Origin of the sequence: Cupriavidus sp. MP-37, from assembly GCF_020618415.1 — a bacterium.
Lineage (GTDB): Bacteria > Pseudomonadota > Gammaproteobacteria > Burkholderiales > Burkholderiaceae > Cupriavidus.
This window is the reverse complement of record NZ_CP085345.1, coordinates 1,200,389-1,225,945: the sequence shown is the minus strand read 5'-3', so window position 1 is coordinate 1,225,945 and position 25,557 is coordinate 1,200,389. Positions and strand designations below refer to the sequence as shown.

15 protein-coding genes and 2 riboswitches are annotated in these 25,557 nt (G+C 63.8%); of the genes, 8 read left to right on the top strand and 7 right to left on the bottom strand.

All coding sequences use genetic code 11. The features are described 5' to 3' along the window. Positions 1–136 precede the first annotated feature (136 nt). The 3 genes from LIN44_RS22000 to LIN44_RS21990 all read left to right on the top strand — a co-directional run bounded on the left by LIN44_RS22000 (position 137) and on the right by LIN44_RS21990 (position 11,510). A complete protein-coding gene (locus tag LIN44_RS22000; RefSeq protein WP_255638655.1) occupies positions 137–9,271 on the top strand; it encodes a hemagglutinin repeat-containing protein in 9,135 nt (3,044 codons plus the stop codon). Beyond that, positions 9,271–9,486, top strand: coding sequence for a DUF4926 domain-containing protein (locus LIN44_RS21995; RefSeq protein WP_227316341.1), 216 nt, complete (start codon positions 9,271–9,273; stop codon positions 9,484–9,486). The genes LIN44_RS22000 and LIN44_RS21995 overlap by 1 nt, the downstream gene beginning before the upstream one ends. 305 nt (positions 9,487–9,791) lie before the next feature. Next, positions 9,792–11,510: a ShlB/FhaC/HecB family hemolysin secretion/activation protein gene (locus tag LIN44_RS21990; RefSeq protein ID WP_370641749.1), complete on the top strand. Its 1,719-nt coding sequence runs from the start codon at positions 9,792–9,794 to the stop codon at positions 11,508–11,510. A gap of 121 nt (positions 11,511–11,631) precedes the next feature. Here the strand turns inward: LIN44_RS21990 and LIN44_RS27580 are convergent, their stop codons facing one another. Then, on the bottom strand, positions 11,632–11,904 hold the full coding sequence (locus tag LIN44_RS27580; RefSeq protein ID WP_255638663.1) for a tripartite tricarboxylate transporter substrate-binding protein: 273 nt from the start codon (positions 11,902–11,904) through the stop codon (positions 11,632–11,634). Between the two features lie 204 nt (positions 11,905–12,108). Then, positions 12,109–12,864, bottom strand: coding sequence for an SDR family NAD(P)-dependent oxidoreductase (locus LIN44_RS21975; protein WP_227316340.1), 756 nt, complete (start codon positions 12,862–12,864; stop codon positions 12,109–12,111). A 145-nt stretch (positions 12,865–13,009) separates the two neighbouring features. Between LIN44_RS21975 and LIN44_RS21970 the strand changes: the two genes are divergently transcribed. Then, on the top strand, positions 13,010–13,942 hold the full coding sequence (locus LIN44_RS21970) for an AraC family transcriptional regulator (protein WP_227316339.1): 933 nt from the start codon (positions 13,010–13,012) through the stop codon (positions 13,940–13,942). Positions 13,943–14,312: 370 nt separating this feature from the next. On the opposite strand, the gene LIN44_RS21965 is transcribed toward LIN44_RS21970, so the two are convergent. Together LIN44_RS21965 and LIN44_RS21960 are read right to left on the bottom strand one after the other, a co-directional pair. Next, positions 14,313–15,686 carry an MFS transporter gene (locus LIN44_RS21965; protein WP_227316338.1) on the bottom strand — a complete coding sequence of 458 codons (1,374 nt, stop codon included), beginning with the start codon at positions 15,684–15,686 and terminating at the stop codon, positions 14,313–14,315. A 4-nt stretch (positions 15,687–15,690) separates the two neighbouring features. Continuing rightward, a complete protein-coding gene (locus tag LIN44_RS21960) occupies positions 15,691–16,650 on the bottom strand; it encodes an alpha/beta fold hydrolase (protein ID WP_227316337.1) in 960 nt (319 codons plus the stop codon). Between the two features lie 279 nt (positions 16,651–16,929). Between LIN44_RS21960 and LIN44_RS21955 the strand changes: the two genes are divergently transcribed. Beyond that, positions 16,930–17,859 (top strand): LysR substrate-binding domain-containing protein, encoded by a 930-nt coding sequence (locus LIN44_RS21955; RefSeq protein WP_227316336.1) that lies wholly within the window; start codon positions 16,930–16,932, stop codon positions 17,857–17,859. A 428-nt stretch (positions 17,860–18,287) separates the two neighbouring features. Here LIN44_RS21955 and LIN44_RS21950 read toward each other — a convergent pair whose 3' ends face one another. Together LIN44_RS21950 and LIN44_RS21945 are read right to left on the bottom strand one after the other, a co-directional pair. Continuing rightward, entirely contained in the window at positions 18,288–18,473 is a 186-nt protein-coding gene (locus LIN44_RS21950; RefSeq protein ID WP_227316335.1) for a DUF1484 family protein, read from the bottom strand. 500 nt (positions 18,474–18,973) lie between these two features. After that, positions 18,974–20,284, bottom strand: a complete 1,311-nt coding sequence (locus tag LIN44_RS21945; protein ID WP_370641745.1) for a D-amino acid dehydrogenase — start codon at positions 20,282–20,284, stop codon at positions 18,974–18,976. Positions 20,285–20,299: 15 nt separating this feature from the next. After that, positions 20,300–20,418: riboswitch (glycine riboswitch) on the bottom strand. Next, positions 20,419–20,517: riboswitch (glycine riboswitch) on the bottom strand. 211 nt (positions 20,518–20,728) lie between these two features. Between LIN44_RS21945 and LIN44_RS21940 the strand changes: the two genes are divergently transcribed. From LIN44_RS21940 to LIN44_RS21930, 3 genes are read left to right on the top strand one after another with little or no spacing between them, the layout of a single operon-like run. Next, positions 20,729–23,005 carry a TonB-dependent receptor gene (locus LIN44_RS21940; protein WP_227316333.1) on the top strand — a complete coding sequence of 759 codons (2,277 nt, stop codon included), beginning with the start codon at positions 20,729–20,731 and terminating at the stop codon, positions 23,003–23,005. Between the two features lie 4 nt (positions 23,006–23,009). After that, on the top strand, positions 23,010–24,260 hold the full coding sequence (locus LIN44_RS21935) for a sialidase family protein (protein ID WP_227316332.1): 1,251 nt from the start codon (positions 23,010–23,012) through the stop codon (positions 24,258–24,260). After that, positions 24,257–24,766, top strand: a complete 510-nt coding sequence (locus tag LIN44_RS21930; protein ID WP_227316331.1) for a hypothetical protein — start codon at positions 24,257–24,259, stop codon at positions 24,764–24,766. Before LIN44_RS21935 ends, LIN44_RS21930 begins: the two co-directional genes overlap by 4 nt. Positions 24,767–24,807: 41 nt before the next feature. Here LIN44_RS21930 and LIN44_RS21925 read toward each other — a convergent pair whose 3' ends face one another. Next, positions 24,808–25,287, bottom strand: a complete 480-nt coding sequence (locus LIN44_RS21925; protein WP_227316330.1) for a DUF3597 domain-containing protein — start codon at positions 25,285–25,287, stop codon at positions 24,808–24,810. Positions 25,288–25,557 lie beyond the last annotated feature (270 nt).

Genomic DNA, 25,557 nt, shown 5'->3' with positions numbered 1-25,557 from the left:
GTTTTGTCTCATTTTGAGTTTTTTGACATTTATTCCTTAGTGGTTTGGGTAACGTTGCGCATGTGTCAGATCGTGTGCCGTCGTCCAGATCATGAATCGCCGTTGCTATCGCCTTGTCTTCAATCGGTACCGCGCCATGCTGATGGCCGTGGAGGAATCGGCGAGCGGCCTGGGCAAAGGGCGCAGCGCCGGGTCACGTGCAACACCGGCTGCGGCGCTCACCCGCATTGAATGCCTCGGCCTGCAGGCAACGGCCCTGGCCGCCTGGTATGCAATGGGGCTGCCATCGGCAGCCAGCGCACAGGTGGTGGCGGATCCGCACGCGGGGGCCAGCCGGCCCGCCGTGGTCCAGACGGCGAACGGGCTGCAGCAGGTCAACATCACCCGGCCGTCAACCGCCGGCGTGTCCGTTAACGCCTACACGCAGTTCGACGTCCCCCAGGCTGGCGTCATCCTGAACAATTCGCCATCGATCGTGGCTACCCAGCAGGCGGGGTACGTCAGCGGCAACCCGAACCTGCAGAGCGGCTCGGCCCGCATCATCGTCAACCAGGCCACCGGCACACTGCCGAGCCAATTGCGCGGCTACCTGGAGGTGGCCGGACCGCGGACCGAGGTCATCATCGCCAATCCGAACGGCATCCTGGTCGACGGCGCTGGCTTTATTAACACCAGCCGCGCCACGCTGACCACTGGCATGCCCGTGTACGGCGGTACCGGCAGCCTGGATGCGTACCGGGTCACCGGCGGCCAGATCTCCGTGCAAGGCGCGGGACTGAATGCGGCCAGCGTCGACCAGGTCGACCTGATCGCGCGTGCGGTACAGGCTAACGCAACCCTCTATGCGAACAACCTGAATGTCATTGCCGGTGCCAATCAGGTGGATCGGACCACGCTGGCCGCGACACCGGTGGCGGGCACCGGGGCGGCGCAGGCGCTGGGCATCGACGTCAGCCAGCTTGGTGGCATGTACGCCAACAAGATCCTGCTGGCCTCCACCGAACATGGCGTGGGGGTGTCGTCCCGAGGCGTGCTGGCCGCGCAGGCGGGCGACCTGACCCTGACCGCACAGGGCAAGCTCGTGCTGGGCGGGCAGACCAACGCCGGCGGCAACCTGGCGATCAGCGCGCGCGACGGCATCGAGCAGAGCGGCACCACGTATGGGGCGCAATCGGTGTCCGTCAGTACCTCGGGCACGCTTGCCAATAGCGGTACGCTGGCGGCCCGGCAGGGGCTGCAGATTGTTGCGGATGGTATTTCTTCCTCGGGCACGCTTGGTGCCGGGGTCGACGCCGATGGCACGGTGGATCAGCGAGGTGACCTGACGCTGTCGACGACCGGAACCCTTTCGGCCACGGGCCGGAACGTGGCGGGCGGCAACGCCAGCCTGCACGGTGCGTCGGTCAACCTGGCTGGCAGCCAGACCTCAGCCATTGGCAGCCTGACGCTTGCCGCTGCCAGCGGCAATCTCGACTTGACGGGCGCAACGACCGCCGCTGGCGCCGACCTGAACGCGAGCGCCAAAGGCACGCTGGTCAACGACCGCGGCCGCATGGTCAGCGAAGGCGCGACTACGATTGCAGCTGGCAGCGTCTCGAACCAGGGCGGCCAGGTCGTGGCGAAAGAGGCCGCGCGGATCCAGTCCACCGACACAGTGAACAATGCGCAAGGCATCGTGCAGGCCGGCGCGGCGCTGACTATCGATGCCGGCGCGGTGGACAACTCGGCCGGGCGGCTAATATCGCTGAATGCGGACGGCCTGACGGTCACGGCCACGGGGGCACTGACCAACGAGGCCGGCACTACCGCGACCGGCGACGAGGGCGGCATGATTGGCGGCAACGGCAATGCGCAGCTGGCCGCGGGCACGTTCACCAACCACGGACAGGTTAGCGCGCAGGGCGATGCTAGGCTCCAGGCCGGGACGCTGGACAACGATCGTGGCAGCATGACTGCGGGCGGGGCACTGACCGCTACGGTCGCCGACACGGCCAGTAATCGACAGGGCACGTTATCGGGCGCGACGCTTTGGTTGACAGCCGCGGCGCTGGACAACAGCGGCGGAAAAATCGAAGCCGACCAGCTCGGGATCGACACGACGGGCGATTTGGCCAACCGCGTCGGCACCATCGCGCAATACGGCCAGGCCGCCACTGCGATCCACGCCGGCGGCCGCTTGGACAACACCGGTGGCACGGTCACGGCCAATGGCAGTGATCTGAGCTTGGCCGGGCAGACCATCGTGAACGATGCCGGCAAGGTCGCCCATGCGGGCACCGGCTCCTTGACGGTCACGAGTTCCGGCACATTGTCCAATGCCGGTGGTGCCATCCGGACGAACGGCGATCTGTCGGTCCGGGCCGCATCGCTTGCCAATGCGGCCGGGGCCCTGTCTGCCCAGCGTGCCGCGACGTTTGCCACGCAGGGGGGCCTGGGCAACCGGCAGGGCACGATCTACGGCGGCACGGGCCTCGCTGTGACGAGCCGCGGCCAGGTAGACAATGCCTCGGGTTCGATGCAGAGCGGCGGCGACCTGACAGTAACGGCCGACGGTGCCCTGGGCAATGCAGCCGGTACGCTCACGGCCAATGGCCAGCATGGGCTAATGGAGGTGTCGGCGGCAAGCATCGACAACGCCGGCGGACGGCTGGCGAACGCGGGTGACGGCGCGACGACCGTGACGTCGGGCAGCACCATTGCCAATGCCCGCGGGATCCTTGGCGGCAACGGCGCCTTGATCATCGACGCACAGGCACTCGACAACACAGCCGATGGCAAGGTTTCGGCCGGCAACGCACTGATGCTGGCCATCAGCGACAGCATCGACAACCACGGGGGCACCCTCTACGGCGGACGGGCCCTGACACTGGACCAGGTCGGCGCCACGCTCGCCAACGACGGCGGGTCCGTGCTCGGTGGGCAGGATGTCAGCGTCAAGGTGGCGTCGGTGTCGAACCAGGGCGGGGTGGTGCGCGCCAACCAGGACATCGCGGTCAAGGGGGCAGTGAGCGGCAGCGGCGAGATGACCGCCGGGCGCGACCTCACGCTCGACGTCCTGGGCGACTATGCCAACGACGCCGCGAACAAGCTGCGGGCGGATCGGGACATGCGCGTCGCCGCCACCGGCATCGTGACCAACACGGCGACACTTGGCGCAGCTGGCAGCCTCACCGTGCACGGCACCAATGTCGTGAATGCGGCTGGCGCCACGCTCAAATCGGCCGCGACCCTCGTGGAGGCCGACGATACGATCACCAACGCCGGGCGCATCGAGGGCGATACGGTACTGGCGCGAAGCGCCACCTTCGCCAATACCGGCACGGTGATCGGCAACCACGTCAAGGTGCAAGGTACTGGTGCCAGCAACAGTGGCAACGCTGCCCTCATTGCCGCCGCGCAGGATTTGAAGATCTACGCCTCGGACTCGGTCGCGAATGTCGAGGGGGCGACCCTTTACAGTGCCGGCAACATGGAAATCGCGCGTGATGGCACCCGAGATGCCGGCGGCATGCTGGTCAATCAGCTCGATGTGCTGACCAACCGATCTGCCACGATCGAGGCGGACGGCGATATTGGCATCGCTGCCCACGCTGTCAACAATACGCGCACCAGTATCGCCACCGAGCCAGGCACGCCAGTGGAGACGGCCCGGCAAACGCTGGCAGCCTGGACCGCAGGCCTGAGCAATACCAACTGGCATTCCAGCATCACATTTCCCGCTTGGCGTTGGCAAGGAGAACAGGCGCCCGTCAGCGCGGGCATGATGTATGCGCTCGCCGCGCCGGTGACGGTAGAGGTGCCAAAGGCGGATGTCGTAAACCTGGACACCGCTGCAAAGACCCTGTCACTGAGCAAGCCGCTGATAGAGGAATATGCCAGCGGCGCGCAGCCAGTCTGCAACGACAACGACTGCAGCACCCCGCCGCCGACGCTGACACGGCAGATTGGCACCAACCCGGTTCAGTATTACCAGGCGATCGAGGACACGGGCACCACGTACAAGATCACCTTCTGGCCGGACTGGGATCCTGCCACGCAGATCCGCCCGGACCAGGTGCGCACCCGCTACGACTTGGGGAAAGACAGCCACGACTACAGCGAGATCTCCCGCACGGTGGCCACCACCACCGCGACGGATCGGCTGGTGAGCGCCAGCGATCCGGCCAGGATCCAGGCCCAGGGCACCATCCGCATCAACAGCGACGGCGGCAACATCCTCAACCAGTCGTCCATCATGGCCGCCGGCGGCGACCTGGTGCGCCGCGCAACGGGGGGCACGGTGCAGGATACCGGTACCGTGCTGCAGCAGTCGGTCAGTACGACGGAGACGTCGACCTTCTACTGGCACCAGAAGACGGGCGGCAACAGCGACACCCAAGTAGTGCCCTATCCCACCACGCCGCAGAACCCGACCACCGTGCAGGCGCTGCCCGCCATTGCGTCGTCCAACCAGACGGTGCAGACCACGGCGCAGGACGTCTCGGTCACCACGGTCAACCGCGTAGGCCAGACCGTGACCGGCGGCGGGATAAGCGGTGGCGGCGACGCAGGCACCGCAGTCGGCAGCGCCAGCGGGCAGACCAGCCGGCCGCAGACGCTGGATGCCGCGCAGGGCGGCATCCCCAGCCTGACACTGCCGACCAACGGTCTTTTCACCTATCGCACGGCACCGGACGCTGCTTACCTGATCGCCACCGACGCGCGCTTCACGCAATACAAGTCGTTCATCTCCAGCGACTACATGCTGGGCGAACTGGGACTGGATCCGCAGACGATCCAGAAACGCCTGGGCGACGGCTTCTATGAAGCGAAGCTGATCCGCGACCAGATCACCGCGTTGACCGGACGCACCTTCCTGGCCGGCTACACCGACCAGTTGGAGGAATACAAGGCGCTGATGACCAATGGCGCCGCCTACGCCAAAAGCTTCAGCCTCACCCCGGGTATCGGCTTGTCCGAGCAGCAGATGGCACAGCTCACCACCGACATGGTCTGGCTGGTCGCGCAAGACGTCACGCTGGCGGATGGCAGCCGCCAGTCCGTGCTGGTGCCCAAGCTCTACCTGGCGCACGCCAACACGGTGAACCTTAACGCATCCAGCGCGCTGGTGCTGGGCAACACCGTCGCCGTCAACGCCACCGGCACCGTCCAGAACAGCGGCCGTATCGTGGGCGATGTGGCAACGCAGGTGCTCGGCCACGATATCGTCAACCGCGGCGCCATCGGCAGCCTGGGCGACGGTTCGACCGTGGTGCAGGCTGCCCAGGATGTGCGCAACCTGGGCGGAGGCATTGCCGGCAAGGATGTGCTGGTGGCGGCCGGACGGGACGTGGTCAACGAGACCCAGACCATCACGGAAGTCAGGACACTGTCCAATGACTATAGCGCTGGCTCAACCGGCATCGGGGCGGTGGCGGGCATTTCCGCGACGGGCACCACCGCCGTGCTGGCCGGCCGGGACATCAACCAGCGCGGCGGTGCGATCGACGCCGGCGAGAGCGCGCTGCTGGCCGCCGGGCGTGACTTGAACCTGGGCACGGTGGCGCTGGGGACCACGCAGGATGCGGTATCACGTGGCGGGCAGAGCTACAGCCACGACCAGACCACCACGCACGTGGGCGGCACGGTCCAGGCGGGCAAGAACGTTGTCGCGGTGGCGGGACGCGATGCTACCCTCACCGGGTCAAGCCTGCAGGCCGGCAACAATGCCTCGCTGGTCGCTGGCCGCGACACCACCGTCACGGCCGCGATCGACACGCATACGCACAGCGAAGGCTCGCTGGGCGGCAAGGGTGCGCAATACACGCAGTCGTCCTACGACGAAACCGCTCGCGGCAGCCAGATCCACGGCGGCAACAACGCCACGCTGGCGGCCGGCCAGGCGCCACTGGTAACCGCAGTGCTGCAGGACAAAGGTCTGGATGTGTCGCCGGATGCGGCGCCGAATGCAGGGGCCGGCAACCTGGCGGTGCTGGGTTCCTCGGTGAGCACCGGCAAGGATGGCAACGGTGGCGGTACCGCATCGTTGATTGCAGCTGTTGATGTGAGGGTCGGCACGGTCAGTGAGATGCATGACGCGCAGAACTGGTCGGAGCAGAAGAAGTCTGGATTCCTGTCGAAGGAGCAGACGACACGAGAGAGCAGCCAGCGGCAGGAGGTTGCGGTTGGCACCACGGTGTCGGCCAACGTTATTGCTGGCCAGGCCGGCCGTGACCTGATTGTGTCCGGCTCTAACGTGGTGGCGACCAAGGATGTCACCTTGCGTGCCGAGCGCGATCTTGCGATCGATGCGGCGCAAAGCACGGCGTCGAGCAGCGCCGCGCAGCAGACCCGCAAGTCGGGGATGTTCTCAGGCGGCGGCATGTCGGTCACCATCGGCAAGCAACAGACCAACCAGAGCCAGACAGTCCAGACGGTCAGCCAGAGCGGTTCGACCGTCGGCAGCGTCACCGGCAACGTCAACCTGAGTGCGGGCGAGCGCTATTCCCAGACCGGCAGCGCGGTAACTGCCCTGCAGGGCGACGTCGACATCCGTGCGAAGCAGGTCGACATCAACGCTGCACTGGAGTCGTCGCACTCTGAGCAGGAGACGCACTTCCGCCAGAGCGGGCTGACCATCGCCGTGACCAATCCGGTACTGGCGGCAGCCCAGACCGCAAGCCAGATGGCAAGTGCCCAGAGCCATACTGACGATCCGCGCATGAAGGCCATGGCGGCCGGCGCGGCAGGCCTGGCCGCCAGGAACGCAGCCGATGCGGTGAAAGCCGACCCGAAATCGGCAGGCGGGATGAACATCAGCATCACGGTGGGCGGCGCCAGCAGCGACAGCAAGCAGACCCACAACAGTTCGACGGCCGTCGGCAGCAACATCAGCGCTGGCGGCAACGTGCGCATCCGGGCGGAAGGGGCTGGCAAGGACAGCAATCTGAACCTGGTCGGCAGCGACATCCAGGCCGGCAACAACGTGCTGATGAAGGCCGACAACCAGGTCAACCTGCAGACGGCCGCCAACACGGCGAACCAGCAAAGCAGCAACAAGAGCGCATCGGGCGGCGGCGGTGTCGGCATCAGCCTCACTTCCCAGGGCGCGGCTTTCGGCGTCACGGCGAATGCGGCGGGTGGACGTGGCAGTGCGGATGGGAACGACGTCACGTGGAGCAACAGCCATGTGAATGCCGGCAACGTGCTGGAGATCAAATCTGGCGACGATACCAACCTGAATGGTGCCGTTGCCACCGGCAAGCAAGTGATAGCGGGTGTGGGTGGCAACCTCAACATCGAAAGCCTGCAGGACACCAGCGGCTACCACAGCAAGGACCAGTCAGTCAGCGGCAGCGCAACCGTCGGATTCGGCGGCTTCTCGGGCAGCGCGAACGTCAGCCAGCAGAAGATCGACAGCGACTACGCCAGCGTGGGAGAACAGTCTGGCATTCGCGCCGGCAGCGGCGGCTACCAGATCGACGTGGCCGGCAATACGGACCTCAAGGGCGGCGTGATCGGCGGTGGCACCGCAGACAAGAACCGTCTGTCAACCGATACGCTCACCGAAAGCGACATCCGCAACCACGCCCAATACAGCGCAAGCAGCATTGGCATCGGCGGCGGCTATTCCACGGGCGGCAGCGGCAACAAATCTGGCGTAGGGGTGACCCAGAGCGGCGAGGCCGCCACGGCCAATTCGGTGCCGGGCACTGAACTGCCCACCACAGGCGGCAATGGCCAGGGCGCATCGTTTGCGCCCCCAATGGTGATGTCGGCTTCGGGCGGCGCCAGCAGCACGACAGCCAGCGGCATCAGCGCCGGCACGATCACGATCCGCAATAACGACAAGCAGAAGGCACTGACCGGCAAGGATGGCGCCGAGACCATCGCCAGCCTGAATCGCGACACCGCCGACACCGCCAACACGCTGGCGCCGATCTTCAACGAGAAAGAGATCAAGGCGGGTTTCGAGATCGTCGGGGCGCTGCAGCGCGAGTCGGGGATCTTCCTGAACAACCGGGCCCGCGAAGCGGAAGCCGCCAAGAACGCGGCCGATGCCGCCGCGCGCGATCCGAACGCGACGCCTGAGCAACGCGCTGCGCTGCAGCAGCAGGCCGACGACCTGGCTAAGTGGGGGCAGGGCGGCCAATACCGGCAGATCATGACCGCGTTGACGGCCGCTGCTGGCGGCAACGTGACGGGCAGCACCGCGCAGTTCATGCAGGGCGCGGCGGTGGGGTACCTGCAAGGGCTGGGGGCCAGTCAGGTCAAGGCGCTGGCGGATTCGTTCGGGAAAGGTACGCCGGAGGCCGAAGCGGCCCGGGCGGCGCTGCATGCCATTGTCGGTTGTGCCGGCGCGGCAGCCGCAAATCAGGCGTGCGGAGCGGGTGCCATGGGTGCGTCGGCCAGTTCGGTGCTGGGCAGCCTGCTGGGTCCGACTGACGGTATGACGGCACAGCAGAAGCAGGCGCGTGAGAACCTGGTGCAGAGTCTGGTGGCAGGTGTTGCCGGGATGGCAGGCGTGAACGCTGCCACGGCGATGAATGCGGCGACGTCTGAGGTGGAGAACAACCAGTTGGCATTGCCTAAGCCGGCAGGCCAAAAGGTTGACCTTGTCGGGAAGTATTGCAATGGGTCTCAACCATGCTCTGATAAGCAGGTTAGTGACTTGATGCGAGTGCAGGGCGCGCTGAACTCGGCGGCTGGGGAGAATGCGACTGTTGCTGCACTACTGCTGGGGGCGCCGGCAGCGGCTGCAGCGGGCGTGGCGTTGGCCGGATTGGCGCCCGAGCTGCTGAGCGTGGCGTTGGCGAATCCGACGGCGGCGGTGAATGCAGGCATTATTTCTGCGGAGACGGCTGCGGCGATTCTGACGAATTCGGTGACGCCCGGGCTGGCAATTGAAGGGGCGGTGGGAAAAACGGTCGGAACTACCGCAAGGGGCAATACAAGCACCATACTAGAGAATGCAGGGCGGGCCATTGTCGATCCGCGGAAGATAATCAACTACGCACTTGATCCCAGTCATCCAATTGGAGGAAATAAAGCGATCGTCTTCGATTCAGCTTTGGGATTTAACCAGTCGAACGCAAATGATTTACTTATTCAGATTAAGGAAGGGGTTGAAAAATATCCCGCAGCAGTCGGCAAATCGGATCAATTCGGACAGCGATTCACAGTTGATATTCCAGTTAAAGGGCCTAATGGGAATACTGTTCCGGTCCGTACCGGATGGATTTATGATCCGGGATCGTCTGTTCCACGTTTAACTACTATATATGTGAAGTGATGGACATGAATCGTGTAAAACTCCTTGATGTAGTTGTGGCGCTTTCTGATATGCCGGACGAAGGAATTCGAACTGGTATGAAAGGGACGGTGATCGATATTCATGAGGAACCTTGTCTTGCCTATGAGATAGAGTTCTGCGACGAAAGTGGGCGGACTATTGCTGTCGTTGCGCTATTACCAGATCAAGTTAATCCGGTCTGGAGTCGGGATTGAGTTGTTATAGGAGAAGAATGGTGGAATATAACTCCCGCACTTCCCCCGGAGCATGGGATCATTCATAGAACAGACGGGCCCCTGCACGGCTCTTAGTATGGGAAGGATGGCCATTGGTGAGTAAATATGCCAAATATGGTAAAATTTCAGAGATTAAGCGCGGTCACCTTTTGTGCTACCCATTGAGCCATCTTGGGATGCGGAGATAGTTTGCATCCTTAAGGCGAATAAACCTGGTTGAATTCGAAGTGAAGCGCAAGAAAAATCGGCGTCTAGCATCGATCCCGGCACTCGCTGGTTCCATGATGCTCCTCAGTCCCGCCATTCACGGACAATCCTTGCCACCGGGCACAGCGCAATCCGTTGCTTTGACTGGCGCCGAACAAGACCAGCGCACCCGCCAGCAACAAGAAGCCCGCGAGCGAGCCCAATCCGTGCAAGCTCCTGCCGTGCGCGCTGCAGAGGTAGTGCCAGTCGACTTCCCGCCACTGCCCACCGAGACTCCTTGTTTCCGTATCGACCGCTTTTCGCTGGATGTCCCGCCCGACCTTTCAGCCGACGTGCAGGCCAAGGGTGCTTCAGTTCTCCCACAAGACCCCTTCGCCTTCGCGCGCACCTGGCTAGACCACTACCAAGGCACCTGCATCGGCAAACAAGGCCTCGACCTCCTGGTCAAGGGCGTTACTCAAACCATCCTGAACAAGGGCTACGTCACCACCCGCGTGCTTGTGCCGGAGCAGGACTTGAGCGCCGGCACACTGGAGCTGGCGCTGATCCCCGGCGTCATCGGCGAACTGCGCTTCGCCCAGCCCGACCTGTGGGGCACCTGGAAATCGGCGTTCCCCGCCCGCCCAGGCGACTTGCTGAACCTGCGTGACCTTGAGCAAGGCCTGGAGCAGATGAAGCGGGTGCCGAGCCAGGACGTGGATATGCAGATCGTGCCGACCAAGGCGCCGGGCGTGAGCGACGTGGTGATCGACGTCAAGCGCGGCAAGCCCTGGACGGTGGTGGCCTCGGTGGACAATTCCGGCACGCGCTCGACCGGCAAGTGGCAGGGCAACCTGAGCGTGAGTCTGGACAATCCGCTTGGCCTGAACGACCTGTTCAACGTCGGCTACAACCAGGATCTGGGCTTTGCCAACAAGGAACACGGCACGCGTGGCTGGAATGGCTATTTCTCGGTGCCTTGGGGTTACTGGACAGCGACACTATCGGCCTATTCGAACAACTATTTCCAGCAGATTGCAGGCGTCAACCAGACCTTCATCTCCAGCGGCAAGTCGGAGACTGCGGACTTGAAGCTGCACCGCGTTCTCAGCCGCAGCCAGAACGATGTGTTCGGCATGCAGTTCCGGCTGACCCGGCGCTTTGGCAAGAGCTTCATCGAGGACACCGAGATCGCGCAGCAGCGCCGCAATAATACGGTGCTCGAGGCGGGCATCACGGATCGCCACTACTTCGGCGCGGCGCAGTTCGACGGCACGCTAGCGTATCGCCAGGGCATCGGCGGATTCGGCGCGCAGGACGATGTGCTGGCCGACAGTGGCGGCCCCACCTGGCGCTATCGGATGCTGGTGGCGGATGCCAACCTGTCGGTGCCGTTCAAGCTGGGCGAGCTGCCGCTGCGGTATGTCACCACTTTCCACGGCCAGTTCACCAACGACCGGCTCTATTACATTGATGCGCTTACCATCGGCAGCCGCTACACGGTGCGTGGCTTCGATGGGGAGAACCTGCTGGCTGGCGAGCGCGGCTTCTATTGGCGCAATGAGCTACAGGCGCCCCTGGGCGGCAGCGGACAGGCGCTGTATGCCGGACTCGATTACGGAAGAGTGTACGGACCGATCACCACTGCGCTGGCCGGCACTCAACTGGCCGGGGCGGTGATCGGACTCCACGGAGGACTGGGCTCTAGCGCAGGTTCATTCTCGTATGACGTGTTTGTCGGCATGCCGGTCTATAAGCCCGCGGCGTTCCATACGGCCGCGGTGACGGCTGGGTTGCAGGTGGTGTATCAGTACTGACTCCCGCAGGAAGGGGTGTGACAGCGCAGAAGGTCAGCAGGGACGGCGGGCGCGGATCGCGTACTCGCGGCACGTTGGACTGCCGCCCAGCGCCGCCACAGCGCGCCCGAGACACCCTCAGTCAATACTCGCCCCCGACTCCCGCACCAGCTTCGCCCACTTGTCGGTATCGCGGCGGAGCAGCACCGAGAACCGCTCCGGCGTCGCGGTCAGCGGCGCGGCCCCGGCCTGCACCAGCTTGTCCCGCATCGCCTTGTCCTGCGCGATACGCGTGATCTCCTGCGACAAGCGGCTGGATACCGGACGGCAATCCGCGCGGACCCACCACGCCGAACCAGACATCGGCCTCACAGCCGGCAATGCCAGCCTCGGCCATGGTCAGCACGTCGGGCAGCGCCGGCGAGCGCGTGGCGCTGGTCACGGCCAGTGCGCGCAGCCGGCCGGCCTTCATCACGAGCGCCCGTGCATGATTCCAGAGCCTGGAGTCCCTCGTTCCTGGCGGTCGCCCGCGCCTGGTCACCTACGGCATCGACGCCGAGCAGGCTGCGTTCGCCCGCGTTCTATGTCGGGGCATTGGGGTCCAGATCGAACCACGCCCTCAAATGCCTTGTCCGCCAGACACTTCGATCCGCTGGGCATTAACCCAGCGGTTATCCCCCGACAGCAGGCTGGCGATCATCGGGCCCACGTCGTCGGCCACACCAACACGGCCCAGCGCTGTCATGCCGGCGAAAAATTCGTTGAACGCTGGCGTGTCGCGCACCGCCCCGCCGAAGAAGTCTGTCTCGATCGCACCGGGCGCCACCGCATTGACCGTGATCCTGCGCGGACCCAGTTCCTTCGCCATGTAGACGGTAAGCACCTCCACTGCGCCCTTGACGGCTGCGTAGGCTGCCCAGCCCTCGGCGGACACGCGCGTCAGTCCCGTCGAAAGATTGACGATGCGTCCGCCGTCCGCCAGTAGCGGCAGCAGCTTCTGGGTGAGAAAGAACACGCCTTTGAAATGCACATCGACCAGCTTGTCGAACGCCGCCTCACCCATCTCGGCGATCGGCGCAACTTCCCCGTGGCCCGCGTTGTTGACGAGATGGTCAAAGCTGTCGCGCTGCCAGGTGCGCTGCAGTGCGGCCTTCAGCCGCTCCGCGAAGGCCGGAAAGGCGGAGATATCGCCGGCGTCGAGTTGCAGGGCGACCGCCTTGCGGCCAAGCGCCTCGATCTCGGCCGCGACCGCATTTGCGTCGGCTTCGCGGTTCTGGTAAGTCAGAATGACGTCGCCACCCTTGCGGGCGATCGACACGGCGGTATTGCGGCCCAGGCCGCGGCTGGAACCGGTAACGAGAGAAATCGTGGTCATGAGGAGAGTCCTTGGCGTGTGGTGGAATCCGGTGTCCATTCTGGTATCCGGCGTGCCAGATTCCTTTGCCTGAATCTCTCGGTTATTGGCCTGTTTCTCCAAACCTGATGTTTCTAGTTGTCCGGACCGGCTACGATGGCGGCTGATGGATGACAACGTTCCCCAAATGAGTGATCTCTTGCTCGACGCGGTGCGCCGCTATGCCGAGGCGTATGCCGGCCCGAACGGCGTGGCCCGAACCCCCATTCCGGGCCTGACTGCTATCCGGGCGACAGCGCCCAGCGGCATCGATTACGCGATCTCCCGCCCCCTCGCGTGCCTTGTGCTGCAAGGCTGCAAGCGGGTGGTGATGGGGCAGCAGACGTTCGGCTTCAGCGCTGGCGATTCGCTGCTAATCACGTCGGACGTGCCGACGATCAGCCAGATCACGCGCGCCAGCGCCGACGCACCGTACTACTCCCTCGTGCTGGACCTCGATGTGGCAGCCATTGCAGAACTGGCGGTAGAGATGAAGCTGGGGCCCGTCGCCCAGGAGTCGCCGGTACAGGTTGAGCCATCGGACGCAGAGGTTGCGGACGCCGCCCTGCGGCTGATGCGGCTGATTGAACGGCCGGCGGCAATGCCAGTACTGCAGACGCAGCTCGTGCGTGAGATGCATTACTGGCTGCTGGTGGGAAAGCATGGCCCGATAATTCGTCAGATTGGCCCGCCGCAAAGTCACACGCAACGTGTAGCCCGCGCCGTCGCCCTGTTGCGGGCCGAGTTCGCACAACCGCTACCGGTGGAACGTCTGGCGGCAACGGCCGGCATGAGCGCGTCTGCGTTTTACCAGCACTTCCGGGCTGCGACATCATTGTCGCCGCTACAGTTCCAGAAGCAGTTGCGCCTCATCGAGGCACGCCGGCTGATGACGACCGAAGGCATTTCGGCGAGCAACGCGGCGTTTTCCGTGGGCTATGAAAGCGTCCAGCAATTTACGCGCGAGTACCGGCGAATGTTCGGCCTGCCGCCGGCGAAAGACACGGATGCCGCCATGCATCAGGCCTACCCGGGCGGCCAGCCGATCAGACGGACGTGAGACCCCGCTTCGGCGAGATCCCGAATTTCCGCGTGTAGTCCCGCATCTGCCCGATTTGCTCAAGACCGTTGATCCAGTCGTACAGCTCTGTGACAACCTCCTGATGCTCGAAGCCGATGGCGCGCGCTGTCACGCCAAGCCGACGAGCCGCGACACAAGATGACTGACCGAGGGCTAATCGCAAGCTCGCGGCGGCGATTCGAACGAAGGCAGTCCCTTTCAACGGCCCGACGTGAGGGAATGCGGCAGCTAACGCGTTACGGTCAGAGCGGCCGCTCGTACGCTCTGCTTCCGTGCGCGTTCGTCATTAGGGCCACTCGCGATATTGCTTTGCGTCGAGATCGAACTTCGACGGATAATCGGATCAGACTTATCCTGGCTTTGGATCGCCCAGGCTAGGATGGATATCAAGGGCAGGCGCGGCGTCAGCGAGATCCGAGCCGATAATTAAGGTGCTCTGCGACGCCGCGTAAAGAAGGCCAAGGGCGCCCAGAATTCCGGCTCCCGAAGTAATGGTTAGGGCAATCGCGGTGCCGGCTCCGCCCATGCCGAGACCATCGGAAAAGACTCCTGTCATCAATGGTCCGACAGTTCCACCAAACGCGTTGATCACGAGGGCAAAGATGCCGATAGATTGGCCGCGCATGCGATTAGGCACGCTAAGCAACAGGGGGACCAGGAACAAGGCTTGGGTTGTCGACAGGAGCAGAACCAGCGGCGCATACAGGACTACGGCCAATACATAATTGCCGAGGAGCGGTGCAACGATTGCCAAGGGGACCATCATCGCAATCGATCCAACTATGACTCTCATGACAACTGGCAATGCACCGATTCGCTCGACATGCCTCGATGCGTAGATCTGAGCGAACACATTCCCGAGTACACCGGAAATCAGAAACGTGGAGCCAAGCACCAGGCCAGCGGTTTTAGGGTCAATGAGGAATTTGCGGATCACCACGGATGGAAACCACGCAGCATACGCAGTAGTAGCGAGAATGAAGAACGCAAACCCTAAAAAATACAATGGATAGAAGCGATCACGGGTAAGCAGAAAAAGGCATACAGCACTGAAACTCACTGGTTCTGTGGAATTACCGTCCAGTGTGGCTCGCAGTTCCCGGCGGCTCGGCTCTTTTACCATTGCCAGCACCAAGCTGGCGAGCAGCATGCCCGGTACACCCACTGCAACGAATACCCATTGCCACGCGTGAAGCCGCCCAATAATCGGCAGGGGACCGATTGCGAGAGAGGTGAACCAAGACAGCAATGCGCCACCCAGCAACAGCGCGCAGCCGCTACCGATTATCGGTCCAAGCATGAAAAGAGCAGTCGCGCGCGGAATATGCCGCGCCGGGAAAATATCGCCTACGACTGACAAGGCTGCGGGATGAAAGCCCGCTTCGGCGGCTGCCGTCCCGGCGCGCGCAATCACAAGCATCGGGAACACGCGGGAGAGTCCTGTGCAGGTCGTTGCCAACGACCATACAAAGATGCAGCCAGCAGCAAGCCGTACTCTATTAACACGGTCAGCGAGCCATGAAAGAGGAATACCAGCAATCAGATAGAATAATGTGAATGACAGACCCTGCAAAAGTCCTATCTCGGTATCGTTAAGATCAACCGTTGCCTTAATTGGCTGGACTAGAATACTGATGATCTGACGGTCTACATAGGAAAAGGCCATGCACACGAAGAAGAGCGTCGTGGTAATCCAGGCCCGTTTTGCGGAAATCTGCGTCATAGCTTTACGCCTCCTTCTCAACTGGTCGGTTTTCGTAGGCCGTCAGCCATTGATATACCACGTCGAAAATTTCGCTGCTGTTACGTTCGATCATCAGGCTATGCCCATTGCCTTCGATGCCGATATCTGGAAGCCACAAATGGGTTGCGCCAACATATTGGGCCACGGCTTCATCAACGCTTCTTGGATGTCTTGGATCGTCGCTGCCGGTAACCACGAGGCTTCTAATACGTCGGATCCGATCCGGCGATAAGACCTGCGGCGAACAACCACCAATGTTGAATCGTTCGTTCAATATTCTCGGGCTTTCCGGCACGATTGTTTTCTCATAAGCGTCAATGGCTTCGAGTGGGAAGTGCTTGCTGTTGGCCCAGTAGCGCCGGATGAATTCGCTGGAGAAATACACTGGCGCTGTTTCTGAATGATAAACAGGGTGGCCCAGATCTTCGCGGGCAGATAGTGCTTCAAATTCGAGGGGATCGGACGGCAGCACAGGAAGCAGATTGCCGGGGGGGCCGGGCGCAATACCCAAGATCGCACAAACGCTGTTGGGCCGTCTATCCGCCACAGCCCACGCCACGGTCCCTCCAGCGCTATGGGCAACCAAGGTCGCTGGCCCGATCTGATCCAACAAGTCGACGAGCGCAGTGATGACGGCATTCATCGACATGGTCGCAAAGTCATGGGGCGGTGGCGACCGGCCATGGCCCGGCCAGTCTACGACATAGGCCGTATATCCACTTTGAACAAAAAGGGAGGCCCAGCCCGGACGGCCGTCGGGCGTATGGCTATAGCACAAGCCGGTATGACCACCGCCGTGAATCAAGACGACAGGCGGGTGCTCTGACGCGCCGGACAATGGTGCCCAACGCTCCACATACATAGGGTGAGCGCTCGAACTCACATGAAATGAGGCACGAGCGTGACTGACGCTTTGCAGCACATTGTCTCCTTTATAATCCATTCGTTCCCCAATCTTTCGCGGGGGACAGACTTGGGATTAGTATCGCTGCCCGCCACTGAACGGGCCATTGCCAAATGTCGACGCCTCTCGTGCCGAAACGAGAACACCGATGGATTCGTGCCTGTGGTGTGGATGGGTGCAGTTGCTGATTCGCTTTCGCTGCGCAGCGCCGCCTGAGAGAAGAGAAAAGACCTTGCGCGAAAAGATGAGGGGCGTTATAGCGATCTCTACGGCGCTTCGGACGTGGGCGAGCCGGGGTTGCGATTAGGGAAAGCAGGAATGCCACAGACTATCAAGCAGCTTGATTTGACCTCGCTTCGACTGTTCAGAGCCGTGCAGGCGGAAGGCGGGGTCGTGCGGGCAGCGACAGCCGAGCATATCGCGCCTTCAGCAATAAGCCGGCGCATCTCGGAGCTGGAGAGTACCCTGGGTACCAAGCTTCTGTTTCGCGACTCGTCAGGGACGCGACTGACGCGCGCGGGCGAGGTCGTGCTGGCCTATGCGATGAAAATTGATGTCGATCTGCAGCGTATGATTGCGGAGATAACGCACGTTGACTCCAGCGTCTACGGAACCGTTCGCGTGCTCGCCAACCTCTCTTCGATGGTCCAGTTCGTTCCTCGAGATCTTGTGGCGCTGGAGGAGAAGTACCCCGACGTCGTAGTCAGTTTCGAGGAGCGACTGAGCGCCGGGATCATTCGCGGTGTTAGCGATGACGTTGCGGATGTCGGCATTACGCACATCGTTCATGAAGGATGCAAACTTTCGACTGTTCCTTATCGCCGGGAAGTATTCGCGCTGGTCGTAGCATCCGGACACCCATTGGCGAACAGTGAGGCGATCCGCTTTAGCGAGACACTCGGCTACGTCCACATTGGATTCCCGGAAGGGAGTGCGCTCGGACAAATTCTTGCAATGAAGGCGGGCGAACTCGGCCGCTTGCTAACATACCGTATTCGCGTTTCGAGCTTCGATTCGGCTTGCAGCCTAGTGGCAGCAAAGGCAGGCATCTGCATCATGCCAACGAGAGTAGCTGAGGTATATCGTTCGAGCTTACAGTTGAGAATCATTCCATTGTCAGATGACTGGGCGGCGCGCCATCTGATGCTTGTTTTCAAACGATATGACTCACTTTCCCTGCAGGCAAGAGCGTTTGTCGATTTTCTGAGCGCCAGAAGCAATGCCGATGACGATTCGCGCGACGATTAATTGAGACTGCCTTGATCTCGACCCATCTGTGTAGGCACCAGCGGTGCATCGACGACAACTGACACGCTGCAGATGGGCGCACAGATTCCAGTCGGCAGCGGAAGGATCCTGGCCTCTGCGGTTTCTTCACCGGTACGTAGCGATGTCATGGCGGACTTTCGGCGCCATGGACTTGCCGATGGTTATGACTATGCCCTGTCGAAGCGAACGGACGTGTACGCTGTGACGGTGTTCGACAAGGTTAGCGGAGAGGGCAGTGGCACCAGCTTTGCACGGGGTATGCGCCACAAATTTTAGGCTCTTCGACGAACTCCGGGGCTGGCAAAGTTGCTCCAATGTGCCTCTGCGCCGACGGCAAGCTCGAGATCGCGGAGCGGAACCCAAGGCGAGGTGTGATAGCACAGACCCACCATCACACCCCCCAACCGCTATTGCAACCGCTCTCGCTCAACCATCAGCCCATCAATCTGCATCTTCACCATGCCAAGCAGGCAAAGCGCGCTGAAGCAGCCCTCCGAGCTTTCGCTTTCATGATCCAGAAGTACAAGTACCCCTTCAATTCCTGCGCGAACCTGCTGCAGGCATTCGTTGGTCATTTCATCGATCGTTGCCATTGATTCCCCACTAGTGAAAGCGCGCCACTCATTTCCACATGAGGGCGGCGGGCCAGACAGCGAGGGTGGAAAGACCGGTCTAAGGTGGGGAACCGGTCAGCCTTGCGGCTGCCTCGCCCGGCCCGCCAGGGAGCCAGCTTGGTTCGTGCGAACACACAGGCGTTGCCCGTTACAAGCGCAACGCCTGTCCACCTTAAACATCCGGGCTTTCCACACCCGATCATCGGTGGTCCGATGACGCCACCAGTATTTCCTGTTGGTAGCGGGGAATCGATGAGAGATGTCGCATTTCCAGGGGCGCGCGAAGTTTGGATCCGGGCAACGGATTCAGAAATCGCTGACTCTTGAAATGCGCATGCGGGCTCTAATGCCCTACCGTCATTCCCGCGAAGGCGGGAACCCAGCGTCGTTAAAAGTCACTGGGTCCCCGCTTTCGCGGGGACGACAGTCACTTTACTGAACGGCATCAGCGTGCGGGCTTAGCCCTTTCCCTCCGAAGTTCAGGCTCGCGCCGGCGTCAGCGCAGCGCCTGTCACCATCGCCGGGGCACTCCCCATTGCCTGGTCCACCACCCCCGCCACCATATCCGCCGTCACCGCCGACAAGGTCCACCCCAGGTGCCCGTGGCCGGTGTTGTAGAAGATGCAGGCCGCGCGCCCGCGTCCCACGCGCGGCAGCATGTCCGGCATCATCGGCCGCAGTCCGGCCCATGGCACCACGCTGCGCGTGCTGACGCCGGGGAAGCACTGATGCACCCAGTCCACCAGTGGGCGGATGCGGTCGGCGCGGATGTCGCGGTTGGTGCCGTTGAACTCGGCGGTGCCGGCAACGCGGAAGCGGTCGTCGCCCAGGCGGCTGGTGACCAGCTTGGTTTCGTCGTCGAGCAGGCTGACCACCGGTGCCGCGGCGCGGCTGGCGTCGTCGGTCAGGTTGACCGTGATCGAATAGCCCTTGACCGGATAGATGTTGACGCGGTCGCCCAGCCCGGCGGCCAGTGCGCGGCTGGCGGTGCCGGCGCAGATCACGGCGCCGTCGAAGGTGGCACTGGTGCTGTCGTTGCCGTCCTGCACGGTGATGGTGGCGCGCCGGCCGTCGGTCTTGACCGCGCGCACGTCCTGGCCGTAGAGGCAGCGCACGCCCAGGCGCGCAATGGCGGCGGCCAGGCCGCTGGTGAACTTGTGGATGTCGCCGGTCGAATCGCTCTCGGTGAAGTAGCCGCCGTAGTAGGAGCCCGCCAGCGTCGGCTCGATCGCGCGCATTTCCTGCGGCGTCACCGCGCGCCGCTCCAGGCCGCCTTGCGCCAGCAGCGCCGAGACCCGGCTGGCATGCTCGAAGCCGGCGCGGTCGCGGTAGATGTGTAGGATGCCGGCGCGCTTCAGGTCGAAGTCGATGCCTTCCTGCGCCGCCCACGCAAACAGGTGCTCGCGCGCGGCGATGGCAAGGCGTGCGGTTTCGATGGTATTGCGGCGGTAGTTGGGAATCGACGCGATGAACTCGGCGAACCACGACAGCTTGTGCCAGCTGGGCCGGGGATTGACCAGCAGCGGCGCATCGTTGCGCAGCATCCATTTGATGCCCTTGACGAGGGTGGACCAGTGGGTCCAGACCTCGGCGTTGGAGGCGGAGAGCTGCCCCCCGTTGGCGAACGAGGTCTCCATGGCGGCATAGCGGTGCCGTTCGAACAGCGTGACGGAGAAGCCGCGCCGGGCCAGCGCGTAGGCCGTGGTGACACCAGTGATACCACCGCCGATGACAGCGATTGTCTTCATGATCTGCAGGATCCAGGAACGTCGAAGGGTAGGAGTCCGCACGCAACATGCGTGAAGGACGCCCCCTCTGTTCTGGACCTGAGAGATTCGCGACGCCTGGCAGCGGGGCGGGGCGCGCTTGCTCCTTCGGTATGCCGGGCGGACGATGGCGTCCGGCATTCTTCAGAGTGCACTGACGGGTGATGCCGGTCCTTTTGCCTGAGAGTTTCCGGGGCGGTTGCTCCTTCGGCGCCGTGCGCGGCGGGCGCCGCGACAGTCTCTCCCTGCATCACGCTGGCTGGAGGCCAGTCGGGGCAATGTAGTGACAAGGCCGGGTATTGGGTATGCGGGTTAACGCGGATATCCCCGGCGGCCCGCGTCGCTATGTCGCATCGGCGCGGATCGCCTCGGCCCATAAAATGTCAGCGCTCGCTATGCTGGAGGTGCGGGAGGTGCGCCTGATGCTACGCAGCACAGCGAGCCAAAAAGACGACAACAAGGTTTCCAGTGAAGAAAAATCGCATTGCGCTGGCCGTTTCGACAGTGCTGATGGGCCCCGCCGTGGCCGCCGCCCAGGCGGTGGAGGCGCCCGCGCCGCTGCAGGAGGTGGTGGTATCGGCCAGCACCGAACGCGGCGACACGCCGGCGATCCCGCCCAACACGCCGTCGCCGGCCTATGGCATCCGCAGCACGCGCATGGCTGACTTCAACGTGGTCAATACGGAAGACGCACTGAAGTACGCGCCCAACCTCGCCGTGCGCAAGCGCTTTATCGGCGATATGAATTCGATCATCTCGGTGCGCAGCACCAGTTCGCGCCAGTCGGCGCGCGGGCTGGTCTATGCGGACGGGCTGCTGCTGTCCAACCTGCTGGGCTCGGACTTCAGCTTCCCGCCGCGCTGGTCGCTGGTCAATGCCGCCGAGATCGAGCGCATGGACGTGCTGTACGGCCCGTATTCGGCGCTGTATCCGGGCAATTCGCTGGGCGCGACGGTGCTGATCACCACGCGCACGCCGGAGAAGTTCGAGGGCGATGCCAGCGTGCAGTGGTTCACCCAGCGCTTCAACCTGTACGGCACCCACGATAACTTCAACGGGGTGCATGCCAACGCCTATGTGGGCGACCGCGTTGGTGCGTTCTCGTGGCTGGTCAGCGTCGACCGGCAGGACAGCAAGAGCCAGCCGCTGAGCTTCTATACCGCGTCGCGCTCGACGCGGCCTGCGGGCGCGGCGGACACGCCGGTTTCCGGCGCCTATTTCGACCAGGACCAGAGCGGGCGCGACCGCGTGGTGATGGGCGTGAACAGCGAGGGCGTCACGCACACGGTACAGGACCAGCTCAAGCTCAAGCTTGGCTATGACATCACCAGCACGCTGCAGGCGCAGTTCACCGCCGCATACTGGCAGCAGGACCGCTCCAACACCACCGGCAGTTATCTGCGCGATGCCAGCGGCAATGTGGTCTCGGGCGGACCGGTGAACATCGGCGGCTACCAGTACGTGATTCCCGCCAACGCCTTTGCGCCCGGCAATGGCGAGGATGCGCGCTGGCTCTACGGCCTGTCGCTGCGCACGCGCAACCAGACCGGGTGGAACTTCTCCGGTGTGGCGTCGCTGTTCGATGTCAGCAAGGACGTGAGCCGCAGCGCCAACTCCGTCGGCAACGGACCGGGCACGGTCACCTATGGCGACGGCACCGGCTGGCGCACGCTCGACCTGAAGGCCGACTACCGCCCGCAGCGCCTGCAGGGCGGGCACTGGGTCACGTTCGGCTACCACTATGACAACTACCGGCTGAGCAACACCACCTACAACACCTCGGACTGGCGCGCGGCCACCATCACCGCGTTCAACAATGCCTTCACCGGCAAGACCGAGACCCAGGCGCTCTACGCGCAGGACGCCTGGTACTTCGCCGAGGACTGGAAGCTGATCCCCGGCTTGCGCTACGAGCACTGGCGCGCCTATGATGGCAGCCGCAGCCAGCCTGGCGTGCAGGTCGGCTATCCGGTGCGCAGCGAGTCCAACTGGTCGCCCAAGCTGGCGCTGGAGAAGGCGTTCGGGCAGGACTGGCTGGGCCGGCTGTCGCTGGGCCAGGCCTATCGCTACCCCACCGTCAGCGAGCTGTTCCAGGGGCGCATCACCGGCACGGCGCTGATCAACAACGACCCGAACCTGCGTCCGGAGCGCTCCTTCTCGAAGGACCTGACCTTCGAGCGCACGGTGGAGGCGTCGAGTTTCCGGGTCTCGCTGTACGAGGACGATATCCGCGATGCGCTGGTCAGCCAGACCAACACCACGGTATTTCCCACCGTCACCAGTTTCCAGAACGTCGACCGGGTGCGCACGCGTGGTATCGAGCTCGCCTATGACGGCCGCGACGTGCTGGTGCGCGGCTTCGACCTGTCGGCCAGCGGCGCCTACAACCATTCGAAGACGCTGGAGAACGCCAACAATCCGGCCTCGGTGGGCAAGTATTTCTACCGCATCCCGAAGTGGCGCGCCAACCTGGCCGGCACCTATCGCTTCACGCCGGCGTGGGCCGGCACGCTGGCGATGACCTATTCGGGCCGGCAGTACAATACGCTCGACAATTCCGATACCAACCCCGACACCTTCGGCGGCACCAGCAGCTTCCTGACCTTCGACGTCAAGGTGACCTACAAGCCGGCGCGCAATGTGCGGCTCGGGCTTGGCATCGACAACCTCACCGACCAGCGCTATTTCGTCTATCACCCGTACCCGGGGCGGACGTTCTACGCCGAGGCGAAACTTTCCTTCTGAGCACGTGAACACGCTGACTTCCACCATGCCAGGCGCCCGCTCCGCTGTCCGCGGCATCGTTGCCGGGCTGATCGCCTTTGCCGCGCTGGCGGCCGCCAGCGCAACCGCACAGACGCACGGCGGCCATGCCGGCCATGGTGGCCAGGCCAAGGCCGCGAAGATGAGCGAACTGGGCACCGGCGCCGCCTTCGACCGCGACGGCAAGCTGTGGATTGCCTACAAGGACGGTCCCCATGTCGCCGTGCGCGCGTCGACCGACTACGGCCGCAGCTTCGGCCCGGCGCGGCATGTCAACGGCACGCCGGAGCCGGTCGCCGCCGATCATGAAAGCCGCCCCAAGGTGGCCACCGGACCCGACGGGCAGGTCTACGTCACCTGGACCCAGCCGCTGCCCAAGCCTTGGACCGGCTTTATCCGCTTTGCGCGCTCCACCGACGGCGGCCAGACCTTTGCCGAGCCGCTGACGGTGCATGCCAACCGCGACCAGATCGCGCACCGCTTCGACGCGATCGCGGTGGACCCCGCCGGGCGGGTCTTCGTCAGCTGGATCGACAAGCGCGACGTGGCCGCGGCCGAGGCGCGCAAGCAGCCGTATGCCGGCGCCGCGATCTACTACGCCGTGTCGGCCGATCATGGCAAGACCTTCCAGGGCGACTACAAGATCGCCGACCAGTCGTGCGAATGCTGCCGCATCGCGCTGTCGCCCACGCCGGATGGCCGGATGCTGGCGCTGTGGCGCCATGTGTTCCCGCCCAACGCGCGCGACCACGCCCTGGCGCTGCTGGGCGCCGACGGCAAGGCCACGCCGATGCAGCGCGCCACCTTCGACGACTGGCGCATCGACGCGTGCCCGCACCACGGCCCCGGCGCTTCGGTGGCGCCCGACGGCACCGTGCACATGGTCTGGTTCAGCGTGCGCGCGGGCAAGCCGACGGTGTCGGTGGGGCGCTGGCGCGACGGCAAGCTGCAGGCGCAACGCCCGCTCGATGACGCGCGCGCGCAGCATGCCGATATCGTCGCGCTGAACGACAACGACATCGCGGTGGTGTGGAAATCGTTCGACGGCCAGCAGACGCGGCTCTCCGCCATGCTGTCGCACGATGGCGGCAAGACCTGGCAAACGCGCAAGCTGGCTGGCACGGAACGCGACTCCGACCAGCCGCACCTGCTGCAGCACGCCGGCCGCGCCTACGTGCTGTGGCGCACCGAGGCCGAGGGCTTCCAGGTCTTCGGGCTCGGGCAGGAGGGCGCATGATGCGATCGCGCCGCCAACTGTTCGCCGCCGCCGTTTCAGCCGCGCTTACCGCATGCGCGCTGATGCTCGGCAACGCCAATGCCGCCGACCGCGTCGCGATGTTCGAATCCGCCAACGCCGCGCGCATCGCCGCCAGCCAGCAGGGCAAGCCCTTCGTGCTGGTGGTGTGGTCGCTGGATTGCGTCTATTGCAAGCGCAACTTCGACGCCCTCGGCAAGCTGCGTGCGAAGCATCCCGGGCTGCGCGTGGTCACGCTGGCCACGGACAGCGCCGACGCCTTGCCCCAGGTGCAACAGGTGCTCGGTCGCGTCGGGCTGACGCGCAATGCGTGGGTGTTCGGGCACGAGCCGCAGGAGCGGCTGCGCTATGCGGTCGACCCGGAGTGGATGGGCGAAATGCCGCGCACCTACTTCTATCGCGCCGACGGCCAGCGGCAGGGCGTGTCCGGCGTGATCAGCGAAGGCGACTGGGCCCGGCACCTGCGCTGGGCCGGCATCGCGGGCTGAGATTGCTGCGGCGCCAGCCCGGCGCCGCATTCCCCATTACCTCAGGACAGTTCCTTCGGCAGCTTGCCGCCGTTGGCGGCCAGTTCCTGCATCAGGCGCTTGTGCAGCCAGACGTTCATCGCCGCGGAATCGTTCATGTCGCCGCTGTAGTGCAGCTCGCGCGCGAGTTCCTTGCGGTGTTCCAGGCTGCTGTCGATCCCAAGCGCCTTCATCGTATCGACGATGGACGTGCGCCAGTTCAGCGTCTGCCCGCTCTGCTGCACCATCCGGTCCATGATGGCCTCGACATCCACGCCCGACAGCGGCGTGGCTTGTGCGCCGCCGGTCGGCGCACCGGTCGTGCCCTGGACGTTGCCCGCGGGCGCCGCGCCGGTGCCGGCGGTTGGCGCAGTGCCGGCCGGCGCGCCCGCGGAAGTGGGCGACCCGGCGGCGGGCGGGGTGCTGGTGGTGGTCGCGGTGGTGGTGGCCGCGGGCTTGTCCTTGCCCAGCAGCTTGTTGAGGATGTCCTTGAAGATGCTCATGGCCGGCTCCTGAATGGTGGATCGGGGCAGCAAGCCCTTGCAGGTTCCGGGCCACCGTTGCGGCGCGTTGTCGCGGCGCGGGTAGCACGCGCCGTTTGTAAATGGTGCGTGTATCGGCACCGGCTTCCACGCTGTGCCCGCTGTCCTCCCCTACGGCATGCCTTGCCTTGTTCCCGGATTGGTAGTTTCCCCACTCTGCCGGCATCGCCAGCGGCGATATGATTCGCGCCTGTTGGTTCAATAAAGAAACAGATGTTCAAATATGAACGC